The 12,970-nt window shown below is 62.7% G+C and carries 11 protein-coding genes; all 11 read left to right on the top strand.

All coding sequences use genetic code 11. The features are described from left to right. The first annotated feature begins 80 nt into the window (after window positions 1-80). The 11 genes from ACSC1P_RS19950 (at window position 81) to ACSC1P_RS20000 (ending at window position 12,954) form a co-directional block, all read left to right on the top strand. Complete coding sequence (locus ACSC1P_RS19950) at window positions 81-1,745, top strand: ABC transporter substrate-binding protein (protein ID WP_435361967.1); 1,665 nt, start codon at window positions 81-83, stop codon at window positions 1,743-1,745. 34 nt (window positions 1,746-1,779) lie between these two features. Then, window positions 1,780-2,742, top strand: coding sequence for an ABC transporter permease (locus ACSC1P_RS19955; RefSeq protein WP_435361968.1), 963 nt, complete (start codon window positions 1,780-1,782; stop codon window positions 2,740-2,742). Beyond that, window positions 2,742-3,647, top strand: a complete 906-nt coding sequence (locus tag ACSC1P_RS19960; RefSeq protein ID WP_435361969.1) for an ABC transporter permease — start codon at window positions 2,742-2,744, stop codon at window positions 3,645-3,647. The genes ACSC1P_RS19955 and ACSC1P_RS19960 overlap by 1 nt, the downstream gene beginning before the upstream one ends. A gap of 1 nt (window position 3,648) precedes the next feature. Then, window positions 3,649-5,745 carry a dipeptide ABC transporter ATP-binding protein gene (locus ACSC1P_RS19965; protein ID WP_435361970.1) on the top strand — a complete coding sequence of 699 codons (2,097 nt, stop codon included), beginning with the start codon at window positions 3,649-3,651 and terminating at the stop codon, window positions 5,743-5,745. A 34-nt stretch (window positions 5,746-5,779) separates the two neighbouring features. Beyond that, on the top strand, window positions 5,780-6,391 hold the full coding sequence (gene rdfA, locus ACSC1P_RS19970) for a rod-determining factor RdfA (protein ID WP_435361971.1): 612 nt from the start codon (window positions 5,780-5,782) through the stop codon (window positions 6,389-6,391). Between the two features lie 42 nt (window positions 6,392-6,433). Beyond that, window positions 6,434-8,353 (top strand): archaea-specific SMC-related protein, encoded by a 1,920-nt coding sequence (locus ACSC1P_RS19975; RefSeq protein ID WP_435361972.1) that lies wholly within the window; start codon window positions 6,434-6,436, stop codon window positions 8,351-8,353. A 69-nt stretch (window positions 8,354-8,422) separates the two neighbouring features. Continuing rightward, complete coding sequence (locus ACSC1P_RS19980) at window positions 8,423-8,638, top strand: hypothetical protein (protein WP_435361973.1); 216 nt, start codon at window positions 8,423-8,425, stop codon at window positions 8,636-8,638. A gap of 317 nt (window positions 8,639-8,955) precedes the next feature. Continuing rightward, window positions 8,956-10,092, top strand: a complete 1,137-nt coding sequence (locus tag ACSC1P_RS19985) for a GNAT family N-acetyltransferase (protein ID WP_435361974.1) — start codon at window positions 8,956-8,958, stop codon at window positions 10,090-10,092. Between the two features lie 288 nt (window positions 10,093-10,380). Then, window positions 10,381-10,686: a PadR family transcriptional regulator gene (locus ACSC1P_RS19990; protein WP_435361975.1), complete on the top strand. Its 306-nt coding sequence runs from the start codon at window positions 10,381-10,383 to the stop codon at window positions 10,684-10,686. 293 nt (window positions 10,687-10,979) lie between these two features. Next, window positions 10,980-12,044, top strand: coding sequence for a non-hydrolyzing UDP-N-acetylglucosamine 2-epimerase (gene wecB, locus ACSC1P_RS19995; protein ID WP_435361976.1), 1,065 nt, complete (start codon window positions 10,980-10,982; stop codon window positions 12,042-12,044). Next, window positions 12,034-12,954, top strand: coding sequence for a polysaccharide deacetylase family protein (locus tag ACSC1P_RS20000; protein ID WP_435361977.1), 921 nt, complete (start codon window positions 12,034-12,036; stop codon window positions 12,952-12,954). Before wecB ends, ACSC1P_RS20000 begins: the two co-directional genes overlap by 11 nt. Window positions 12,955-12,970 lie beyond the last annotated feature (16 nt).

The following is a 12,970-nucleotide window of genomic DNA, read 5'->3' on the forward strand; positions in this document are numbered from 1 at the left end:
AACAATGTTTGAAGTTTATTAGTATTGCCGTCACTATAGTTCACCATAGTTTTATTAGTTGTTGGTCTGACGGTGTGAGTATGTCACGGGATAGCAGAGGGTATAGCAGTGGTGACATGAACGACTCGTACAAGAAGCTCCGTCGTCGTGGATTCCTCGGCGCGACCGCTGCCGGTGCGCTCGGCCTCGCCGGGTGTCTCGGCGGTGAAGACGACGCGACCGGTGGCGCAGAGAACGGCGACGGCGGCGGCGGTGGCGGTGATGGCGGCGGCGGCGGTGGCGGCGGTGGCGGCAACGCACAGACCGGCGGCACGCTCCAGTGGGGCGGCGCAGTTCCCGTGCAGGGACTCGACCCGCACCTCGAAAGCGCGGCGGCGACGGCTCGTGTCCTCGAAAACATGGTCGAAGGGCTCGTCACACTCAACGAGGACTACTCCTTCGAGCCGAAGTTGGCGAAGGAGATGGAGACCTCCGAGGACAACACGAAGCTCACCTTCACGCTCAACGAGGGCGTGATGTTCCACAACGGCAAGGAGATGACCTCCGCCGACGTGCTGGCGTCGTACAAGCGCGTCAAGGACAACGAGAAGTTCCTCGCCCACGGCTTCATGCAGCAGGTCGACTCGATGAACGCGCCTGACGACTACACCTTCGAGCTTACGCTCAAGGAGCCGTTCGCGCCGTTCATCGCGAAGATGTCGTCGGACGAACTCGCCGTCGTCCCGAAAGAGCAGGCCGAGCAGGGCGAGATAAAGCAGCCCATCGGCACCGGTCCGTTCCAGTTCGACAGTCGTGAAATCGAGTCCTCGTTCACGATGACTCGGTTCGAGGACTACTGGGACGACTCCGTCGACGGTCCCTTCCTCGACAAGATCGTCAAGAAGGAGATCACCGACCCCAGCGTCCGTCTCCAGTCGTTCGAGGCTGGCGAGTACGACTTCATCAATGGCATCCCGCCGAAGGACGTCGAACGCCTGCAGGGCAAGTCCGACATCCGCTTCGAGAAGCAGTTCCCGAAGGCGCTGGTCTACCTCGGGATGAACTGCAACCGGGAACCGTTCAACAACAAAGACGCCCGCCTCGCGCTCGACTACGCCATCGACAAGCAGAAGGCGACCGAGGGGGCGCTGTACGGCACTGGGCAGGCGACGGCGAGTCCCGCCGCACCCGGCAGTCCGTGGGTGAACGAGGACATCCAGCCGCGTGAGCGCAACATCGAGAAGGCCAAAGAACACCTGGAGAAGGCCGGTATGCCCGACGGGTTCTCTGCGACGTTCAAGATTCCGCAGTCGTACCCGGCACAGGTGCAGGCCGCACAGTTCATCGCCGACGACGTGCAGGAAGCGGGTATCAACCTCGACATCCAGCGCATCACCTGGAACACGTGGCTCAGTGACGTCTACTCGAAGCAGAACTTCCAGGCGACCACGTCGAGTTACCTCGCGCTGTACTACCCCGACGTGTCGTTCTACAAGTTCCTCCACCCGGAGGGCGCGTTCTTCTTCACCGGCTGGGAGAACGACGAGTACAACACGCTCGTCGAGGACGCCCGCCACATGTACGACGAACAGAAGCGCGCAGAGAAGTACAAGCAGGCGACGAAGATTCTCCACGAGGAGCGTGCCGGTCACATGTTCCTCTTCTGGCAGGCGAACCTCTACGGCGCACAGACGAACTACAAGGGTGACATCGGCGCACCCGACGGGTCGACGCTGCGCTTCCACGACAACTACCTCGAGGGATAACACCCCTACCCCACACTAATCCCACCCCACATCAATGTCACTGGCAAGCTATCTCGTGCGACGGACAGGGTTTATGTTCGTGACTTTACTGTTAGTCACGGTCATCACCTTCGCCGTCACGAACATCCTCCCGGGCGACGTGGCCCTGATAATTCTGGGTCCGAACGCGAGTGAGGAGAAGATACAGGCCCTCCAGCAACAGCTGGGGTTGAACAAACCCTTGTACGCCCAGTACTTCGACTGGCTGACCGGTCTCGTCACCGGTGACATGGGGCAGTCGCTGCGCTTCGGCGAACCGGTCAGTGCGCTCGTCGTCGAACGGCTGCCGCGCTCGATGCTGCTCGCGGTTGCGGCGACGCTAGTCGCCGTCGTCCTCTCGCTACCCTTGGGCGTCATCGCGGCGTACCGCCAGAACGAGTGGCCCGACTTCGCAGCGTCGACGTTCGGCTTCGTCGGCGTCTCCATCCCCATCTTCCTGTGGGGGCTGCTGTTCATCCTCGTCTTCGCCGTCTGGTTCGACATCTTCCCGACGGGTGGGTTCGCCCCACCCGCGGCAGAGGGCTGGGGGACGACACTGAAGTACCTCGTCCTGCCAGCGACCTCGATGGGCTTCGCACTGACGGCGTACATCATGCGGATGACGCGTTCGTCGATGCTCGAAGTCCTCTCCGAGGAGTACGTCAAACTCGCTCGCGCGAAGGGGATGTCAGAGCGCGTCGTCGTGTTGCGCCACGCGTTCAGAAACGCGGTCATCCCAGTCATCACGGTCATCGCGTTCCAGTTCGCCTACGCCTTCGGCGGCGTGGTCGTGCTGGAGAAGGTGTTCGTCTGGCCCGGCATCGGGCGACTCACCCTGACCGCCGTGCAGGCGCGGGACATCCCGCTGTTGCAGGGCTGTATCATCGTCATCGCGCTCATCTACATGCTCTCGAACCTCGCGGCCGACGTGTTGTACGCCTACTTCGACCCGCGCATCCGCTACGGAGGTGAGAACTGATGTCGACCGAGACGGAGACCAGCAACGACGGCTACGGTCCGTCACAGGCCCAGATAGACCGGCTGCGCCGGTTCTGGGGCCAGTTCCGCGGCAACACGAAGGCGATGGTCGGATTGGTCATCGTCCTCGCGCTCGTCGTCACCGCCCTCGGGGCGACGGCGTTCATCTCGCAGTCGGACATCTCCAAGACGAGCATCGAGGACCGCTCCGAGGCGCCGTCGCTCGAACACCCGTTCGGGACCGACGACAAGGGCCGTGACATCTTCCTGCGCGTCATCAAAGGGAGCGCCATCTCGCTGTACGTCGGCTTCGGTGCCGTCACCGGCGCGCTCATCGTCGGGACGACGATAGGCATTTTAGCAGGCTACTACGGCGGGCTAATCGACGAGGTACTGATGCGGGTCATGGACGCGGCCATGTCGTTCCCGCCCATCTTGTTGGGGCTGGCCATCATGGTCGTCATCGGCCCCCAGTTGAACAACGTCATCCTCGCGCTGGCGTTCGTCTACACACCGTACATCGCCCGTGTCGGGCGGTCTGCGGCACTGTCCGAACGTAACGAGGAGTACGTCGAGGCGGCCGTCGCGCGCGGCGAGTCCGACACGCGAATCGTGTTCAGCGAGGTGTTGCCCAACTGTATGGCACCGCTGCTCGTCCAGGGCTCCATCAACGTCGCCTTCGCGATGCTCGCGGAGGCGTCGCTGTCGTTCCTCGGCCTCGGCGCACAGCCGCCGACGCCGTCGTGGGGCCTGATGATAGACAACGGACGCGGCTTCATGCAGACCGACCCATGGATGGTACTGTTCCCGGGACTGGCAATCGCGGTGACCGTCTTCGGCTTCAACATGCTGGGCGACGGCCTGCGCGACGTGCTGGACCCGAAAGTCGACACGGAGGAGCGATAACATGAGTGAGCCAGTACTGGAGGTCGAGAACCTCCGCACGGAGTTCAAGACCGGCGCGGACCCGGTCGTCGCGAGTAACGACGTCTCGTTCACGCTGCACGCGGGCGAGACGATGGGACTAGTCGGTGAGTCCGGGGCCGGGAAGTCGGTCACGGCGCGCTCGCTGCTCCAACTCATCGACAAGCCCGGTCGCATCACGGGCGGGAGCGTCATGTACGACGGTGAGGACCTGCTCGACCGGACGAAAAAGCAGATGCAGGAGATTCGGGGCAAGGAGATCGCGCTGGTCCCACAGGACCCGATGACTTCCTTGAACCCCGTCCTCACGGTCGGGAGCCAAATCGTCGAGACGATTCAGCGCCATCAGGACGTGGGCGACAAAGAGGCGAAAGAGATCGCCGTCGAGTCGATGCGCGAGACCGGCATTCCGGACGCCGAGAAGCGGTTTTCGGACTACCCACACGAGTTCTCGGGCGGGATGCGCCAGCGCGTGCTGGTCGCCATCGCGCTCTCGTGCCAGCCGGACGTCATCATCGCGGACGAGCCGACGACGGCGCTCGACGTGACGACGCAGGCGAAGATTCTCGACCTACTGAACGAGCTACAGGAGGAGAAAGGGGTCGCCATCCTGATGATTACGCACAACCTCGGCGTCGTCGCCCAGACGTGTGACACGGTCGGCGTGATGTACGCGGGCAACCTCGTCGAGAAGGCGGACATGGACGACCTGTTCGAACGCCCGACGCACCCCTACACGAGAGGGCTCATCGACTCCATCCCGCAGACGGACCAGGCCTACGACGAGCTACCGACGTTGGCTGGGTCGATGCCCGACCTGACGGAACTGCCAGGGGGCTGTAACTTCGCGCCGCGGTGTCCGCACGCGACGAGCGACTGTCGCGAAGATGGCGACCCCGCCCTCGAACCGGTCGCGGGGACGAACTCGGCGGCGGCCTGCATCCACGCGGACGACCTCGACCTGTCCGAGGGCGCGACGCCCGACGGGTCGGCGACCGGCCGAAAAACGGTCGACCGCTCGGGCGAACCGCTGCTCGACGTGACCAACCTGAAGAAGCACTTCGACGCCGGAGACAGTTTCCTCGATGGCCTGACGCTGTCGACCGACGGTGGCTTGCCGACGGTTCAGCGCAAGAAGGTCAAAGCCGTCGACGGGGTCGACTTCGAGATTTACCCCGGTGAGACGGTCGGGTTGGTCGGTGAATCCGGCTGTGGGAAGTCCACGGTCGCACGCACGCTCGTCCAGTTGCTCGAATCCACCGACGGTGAGGTGTACTTCGATGGCCACCCACTACACGAACTCGGGTCGAGCGAGGTTCGCAGCCTGCGCGCCGAGTTCCAGATGATCTTCCAGGACCCACAGAGTTCGCTCAACCCACGAAAGACCGTGGGTCGCATCATCGGCCGCGCGATGGAGAAACACGACGTGGCGACCGGTGAGGAAAAGCGCGAACGCGTCGGCGAGTTGCTCGAGCGCGTCGGCCTCTCGGCCGCGGCCGCGGACAAGTTCCCACACGAGTTCTCCGGTGGGCAACAGCAGCGTGTCGCCATCGCGCACGCACTCGCCGTCGAGCCGAAACTCATCGTCTGCGACGAGCCGGTGTCGGCGCTGGACGTGTCCGTACAGGCGCAGATTCTGAACCTGCTCGACGAGGTGCAAGAGGAGTTCGGTCTCTCGTACCTGTTCATCTCGCACAACATCGGTGTGGTCAAGCACATCTGTGACCGTCTCGCGGTGATGTACCTCGGCGAAATCGCCGAGTTCGGGACCATCGAAGAGGTGTTCTCGCCGCCGTTCCACCCGTACACGGAGGCGTTGCTGTCGGCGGTGCCGAACGCGGACCCGACCGACGTGACGGACCGCATCCTGCTGGAGGGGAGCGTCCCGAGTCCAATCGACCCGCCGTCTGGGTGTGCGTTCCGGACGCGCTGTCCGAAGAAAATCGGCGAGATCTGTGAGACCGACGACCCCGAACTGGCGGCCGTCTCGGATACCGGCCACCGCATCGCGTGTCACCTCTCGGAGGAAGAGATGAGCGAACGCGAGACCTATCTCGCGGAGGGACCGAATACATCGTAACGAATTTGCGCGCATGTCGCACAACATAGAAAAAATGGCAGAGGGTCGTGTCTGTGACTGCAAAGTCGGACGTGTCGCAGCAGCGTTCGACCTCGCTGGCGTCCACGAGGCGCTCGCCGAGCGCTGGGTCAGAGAGCGCGACGACTACTCGTTACGGCAACTCGCGCGCTACTTCGACGAGTGCGTGCTCAGCGCAGCGATGCGTCAGGCCGGCGAAGACCCGCTCGGGCACGAGGTCGCGTCGACGTACGACGCGCTGACCGCCGACGACGTGTCGAGTGGCGAACGCGTACAGGTAGAGAACCGCCTCACGCGTGTCGGCGTGGACGTGAACCAGGTGTGCGACGCCTTCGTCTCGCACCAGTCGGTCCACACACACCTGCGTGAGTGTCTCGAGGTGACGAAAGACACCGGCCCGGCCGGTGACCCAAGGGACCGTGCGAGGGACACCCTCTCCGCGCTCCAGCAGCGGACCGAAGCGGTCACCATGTCGACGGTCGAGTCGCTCGCCGGCGAGGAACTCGACCTCGCGGAGTTCGACGTGCTGGTGTCGGTGTCGGTCACCTGTGCGGACTGTGGCCGGTCGTATCCAGTCGTCGAACTGCTCGACGCAGGCGGCTGTGACTGTAACGTGACCGTTTCATGAACCGAAAGAAGACTTTTAGCGTAGACGACCCGAGGTGTTCGCATGTCGCAGCGGCTTCGTGACGGGACCGTCCGCATCAGCGCCGAGAACGTCGGCGGCATCGACGAGACGACCATCACGCTCGACCCCGGCGTCACCGTCCTCGCCGGGCGGAACGCCACGAATCGGACCTCGTTCTTACAAGCAGTGATGGCCGGCCTCGGCAGCGACCGCGTCTCGCTCAAGGGCGACGCCGAGTCGGGTCGCGTCGAACTCGTCACTCCGACCGAGACGTACACGCGCACGCTTGAGCGTGGGCACGACGGGATTCGCTTCGGTGGCGACCCACTCCTCGACGACCCCGAGGTGGCTGACTTATTCGCCTTCCTGCTGGAGGATAACCCGGCCCGGCGGGCCGTCGAGCGTGACGACGACCTCTGGGAACTCGTCATGCGGCCGGTCGATACCGAAGAAATCGAAGCCGAGATTCGCACGCTCGAAGCCACCAAGGAGGAACTCGACCGCCAACTCGACGAACTCGCACAGGTCGAAGAGCGACTGCCCGAACTGGAACAGCGACGAAACGACCTCGACGCCGAAATCGCAGAGACCGAAGCCGAACTCGACAGGGTTCACGAGGAACTGGACGCGACGGCGGCCGAACCCGACGACGAGACGACCGACGAGTTGCTGGCCGCGTTGAACGAGGCGCGCTCCGAACTGGCGGACGTGCGCTTCGGACTGGAGACCGAACGCGAGAGCGTCGCCTCGCTCGAAGCCGAGCGCGAGGAGTTGCGGGCCGAACTGGGCGAGTTGCCCGAGACACCCGCGTCCGACCTCGACACGCTGGAGACCGAACTGGAAACGCTCCGCGAGCGAAAGCGACGACTCGACTCGGTCACCAGCACGCTCCAGAACCTGCTCCAGTTCAACCGCGAGATGCTCGACGGCACGCACGCCGACCTGTTCGACCGCCTCGCGGACGACGACGAGACGGTCACGGACGGCCTGCTCGGCCAGCAGGAGGCGGTGTGTTGGACCTGTGGCTCGTCGGTCGAACGCGACGACTTCGAGGGGATGGTCGACCGACTCCAGTCCGCGTATCAGGACGCTCGTGCCGAGCGCGCGACCGTCTCGTCCGACCTCGACGACGTACAGGCCGAGAAGCGAGAGCGAGAACGACAGCGCGAGCGACGGGAGTCGCTCCGCGAGGGGATAGAGACCATCGAGGCGGAACTGGCCGACCGGCGTGGGCGAATCACCGACCTCGACACACGACGTGGCGACCTCGAAGACCGGGTACGTGACTTAGACGAGCGCGTCGCCGACCGTCGCGAGTCGGACGAACAGGCGGTCGTCGAACTGCACGAGCGCGCGAACGACCTGGAGTTCGAACTCGGCAGACTGGCCGAACAGCGCGCCGACCTCGTCGCCGACATCGAGGCACTCGAGACGGACATCGAGCGCAAGCCGGCCCTGCACGAGCGCCGCGAACAGGTCGCGAACGACCTCGAAACGCAGCGAACTCGCATCGACCGGCTCGAAGCCGACGTGGTCGAGTCGTTCAACGACCACATGGACGAGCTGCTCGCGCTACTCGACTACGAGAACGTCGACCGAATCTGGATAGAGCGAAAGCGCGACCCGACTACTCGTGACTCTGACGGGGCACGAAGTACGTTCGACCTCCACGTCGTCCGGAGCGACGCGTCGGGTGCGTCGTACGAGGACGCCATCGCGCACCTGAGCGAGTCAGAGCGCGAGGTGACGGGACTGACGTTCGCGCTCGCCGGCTACCTCGCCCACGAGGTGTACGAGGAGGTGCCCGTCGTCCTGCTCGATTCGCTCGAAGCCGTCGATTCGGCTCGAATCGCGACGCTCGTCGAGTACTTCGAGTCCTACGCGGACTACCTCGTGGTCGCACTGCTTCACGAGGACGCCGCGGCCGTCGCCGACGATTACCCGCGCGTAACCGACATCTGAGACTGGTCTTTTATCATAGAACTCTGTGTAGGAGCAAACGGTATATCGCTCGCAGTCGTACGTTTTTATATGGTAGGTGAAGATACGTTCGAACCGACAAAAGGCGACGAATACACACACGACGATGGCACACGAGAGATCGTGTTTCTCGTTGAGGATGGTCGTGTGCTGTCCGTCCGAGAGTACGACTCTGTGTCATTATTCAACGACACGATAGACGACGCGACCTATCGTGGTATCAATCATGATGTGGCATCGCTTCCAGAAGTCGACCTCTTCGAGTAACTTCGCCGTTCGACTGGCGAGCTGATCAGCTATCTCGGACGGCCGTTAGATAATAGGCCGAGACAGGTATCGGACGATTATCTGATCGAATGCGGCACGGCGACTCCGGCGACGGCGATTACCCTAGTCGGTAGGGGGCCGTTTCTCTGGGTGAGTGCCCGGGACTGGGAGTGAGGCACCGGCTATTTGCTGTACTTTCCGATAACCGAATTATATGGTTTGGGTGTATGTGTTGGTAGCGTACCAATACTAATACAACTAGAAACTGTCCATTCGACCATATGGTCGAAGAGAGTGTGCGGTCACACGATAATTATATGCAGGCCCGTTCGATCCAGAAGCCAGCCGAGGAATCGTACACAGTTCGCCCGTACCGGCCTTCCGATAGAGACCAGTTTCTCTCACTGTATGCAGATGTTTGGGGGACCACGAAGGACACTGACTGGTTTGAGTGGCGATTCGAGCGCAATCCCTACCGGGACGGCGTGCAGATGGTCGTCGTCGAGTGCGACGGCGAGCTAGTCGCTGCAGAGCCACTGTTACCGTTTCGACTGCGTATCAGGGAGACGACGGTCGACGCGTACCAGCCGGTGGACTGGATCGTCCACCCCGACCACCGGCGACGCGGCCTGTTCACCCGGATGACAGAGCGACTGCTCGACCGATTCGGCCCCGACGCCGAGTTGTTGTTCAACTTTCCGAACGACCAGTTACTCCCCGGACTGCAGAAATTCGGCTGGAGGACTGTCAGTACGATACAACGAAGTTACCGGGTGCAGAATGCCCGCCGACTCAGTGCGAGACAGTGGACCGACCAGTCACCGGCCGCATCCGGTGCGGCCATGGCCGGTGACCTGTTGGTCAGCACCGCGTTGCGCGTCCTCGACCGAGTCGACACCGTCTCGAAATCGATTTCGGTCGAGCGATACGACGACGTTCCGGTCGACATCATCGAGGAGGTGTACACTAGTGCTGTTCCCGAACGCTTCCACCTCGCCCGGGACCGGGGGTATCTCCGCTGGCGCTTCGACAATCCGCGCTGGGAGACGAACACCTACGTCGCGCGTCGAGACGGACAGCCGGTCGGGACGCTGGTCACGGGGCGTGAGCGGACAGCCGAACTCGACGCCACGTTCGTGCTTGACGCCCAACCTATGTGTCCGACGACCGACCCGCTGCCGGACGTGTTCAAAGCGCTCTTGTCTGCGGCGGTCGCCGACTCCAAGGACGACGATCTCGTCGTGGCACCATCCAACTGGTACCCCGAAGTTCTCCGCCAGTGTGGCTTCTGGTCGGACAAGACGTTCCCACTCTCTCGGATGGCCTCACCGATGACACACGCCGTCCGCCCGCTCCCTGGTGCAGACGGGTGTGAATCGTGGCACCTCGACGACCACGTGTTGACAGACCCGGACAACTGGACGGTCGGACTCGCCGACCTCGACCTCGACTGACGAGTGATTGTCCCGTCTGGGGCACTTTCGAGCCCAGTATGAGGGCGTTACTTCGATATATCGGTGAGAGGGCGCTGACTGGCTGACGGTCCACCGAGGCCGCGTTTTTCGCGTCGACGGCAGATATGAACGGTGCTCCGCTCGTTTTTCACTCCTGAACGTACACGTCGCTTCGTCCAAACGGGCGAATGTCGGTTTCTCTTCGCGTCTCTGTCGGGCTCTCATTTGCCGCCCCGTATGATACTGCTAACAAATATCATTCCCTGCGAATAGGCTGTCAAAGATTCAATGTACGACCTGAGTGGTTTCCAGCGGGACCTCCTGTACGTAATTCACGGCATGGGTCGACCGTCTGGGCAGGAACTGAAAGAAGAACTCGAAGAATACTACCACGAAGAGATCAATCACGGGCGGCTGTACCCAAACCTCGACACCCTCGTCGACAAGCAGCTCGTGCGGAAAGGACAGATAGACCGCCGAACGAACTACTACCAGATAACCGAGGAAGGCATCGACGAACTGTACGAACGAAGAAAGTGGGAGTACCGGTACTTCCCGCTAACCGAGTCGAGACAGGGAAGAGGGACCGACTGACCTACCAGTCACGAGCGGGCGTGCAGCCACGGTCGATGGTCGAACCGTCGACATTCTCCGAATGCTCGCCGACGGACAGCACGGGTAGTCGTCGACTAGCCGGTCGGCTGCTCTCATCGTCGTCGTACCGAAGGTTGGCGGTATCACGGTCTCCTTCGAACGTTCTCTCTGACGAGACATACCCGCTGTATAACAAAGACGTTCGCCACGATTCTTTCTGTCGTGACCAGTACTATCGACGAGTGGCGGCAACAGGAACCGACCGACGACAGTGAGTACTCGATTAGTCGCGCATGAAGATTCTCTCTATCGTCGGCGCGAGACCACAGTTTGTGAAGGCGTTTCCTGTCTCGCGGGCACTCCGGAAGCGACACGAGGAGGTGCTCGTCCACACGGGCCAGCACTACGACGCGGAGATGAGTGACGTGTTTTTCGACGAACTCGACATCCCGGAACCAGACGAGTATCTCGGTGTCGGTTCGGGGTCGCACGCGCGACAGACCGCAGCGATGATGGATGGCCTCGACGACCTCCTCGACCGGTACGACCCCGACGTGGTGCTCGTCTACGGCGACACCAACTCGACACTCGCGGGCGCGATGGTCGCGGCAAAGCGCGACCCGAAGCTGGCGCACGTCGAAGCTGGACTCAGAAGCTACGACCGGACGATGCCGGAGGAGGTGAACCGGGTACAGGTCGATCACGCGTCTGACCTCCTATTCACGCCGATGGCTTCTGCGGTCGAAAACCTCGAAGCTGAAGGGCTCGACGACCGCGCAGTTGTCGTCGGCGACGTGATGTACGACGCGGTCATCGCCGTGCGTGAGCGCGCTCGCGACCACTCGACTATCCTCGACGACGTGCCCCACGACGACGGCGAGTACGTGCTGGCGACGGTCCACCGCGCGGTGAATACCGACGACCCGGACCGACTCGCGGCCATCGTCACGGCACTCGGCGATGCGCCGCTTCCAGTCGTCTTCCCCGCCCATCCACGAACTATCGAAGCGCTGCAACGTCACGGACTCTACGAGCAGGCGACGACGGAACTCGACCTCATCGACCCGGTCGGGTATCTCGACTTCCTGCGACTGCTGCTCGGTGCCGAGCGCGTCGCGACGGACTCCGGCGGCGTGCAGAAAGAAGCGTTCTACCTCGACACGCCCTGCGTGACGATGCGCGAGAAGACCGAGTGGGTCGAGACGGTCGAGTGTGGCTGGAACGTGCTCACTGGCGCGGGTGAAGCCGACATCGGTGTCGCCCTTCGGCAATCGTTCGACACCGAGACGAAGCCGGAGTTGTACGGTGACGGAACCGCGTCCGAGCGTATCGCCGAGGCACTCACCGATGTCGTCTGACCCCTCGCCGCTCGTCGATACCGACTACGAGTTCGCGCTCTGTCTCACTCACGACGTCGACCGGCCGTACAAGACGCCATTTCACGCCTGCTACTACGCGTATCAGGACAGGCAATTGGACCACTTGCGAGACCTTCGGCCCAGCTCGAACCCGTACTGGCAGTTCGAGGACATCATGCAACTGGAAGACGACCTCGGCGTTCGGTCCGCGTGGTACATGCTGCACGAACGCCGGCCCACGGAACTCTCGTTGTCGGACCTCGTCGACCCGGCGACCGTCATCCAGCAGTTCGGGCGATACGACGTCGATTCACCAGCCATGGCGGCGATCTCTCGCGTCCTCGACGACGGGGGTTGGGAGGTCGGGCTCCACGGTTCCTACACGACCGCGGACGACCCGGCACGCCTCACGTACGAGAAGTCACGGATCGAAGACACACTCGGCCACTCGATCCTCGGTGGTCGCCAGCACTATCTCCGTCTCTCGGTGCCGGAGACCTGGTACCACTACGCTAACCTCGATCTGTACTACGACACTAGCCTCGGGTCGAGTACGGAATACGGATTCGCCGACGGCTACGGCGTCCAGCGACCGTTCGGTGACGACTTCGTCGTCTTCCCGTTGACACTGATGGAGCAGACGCTCCCCGACCCGGGAACGCGGTTCGCCGACGCTCGTCGAGTGTGTCGAGAGTTGCTCACCGAGGCGGCGGCCAACGACGCCGTGATGACGGTGCTGTGGCACCCGCGCTACTTCAACGACCGCGAGTTTCCCGGCTACCGGAGAGTGTATCGAGACCTCGTCGAGCAGGCACTCGATATGGGCGCGTGGGTCGGCTCACCGGGGGAGTTCTACACCACCTACCTCGAACCGGACGTGGAGTTCCCGGCCTCGAAACAGAGCGTATGAGTTGACTAACAAAGAG

The organism is Haloarchaeobius caseinilyticus (assembly GCF_051207395.1).
In the GTDB taxonomy this organism is placed as follows: domain Archaea; phylum Halobacteriota; class Halobacteria; order Halobacteriales; family Natrialbaceae; genus Haloarchaeobius.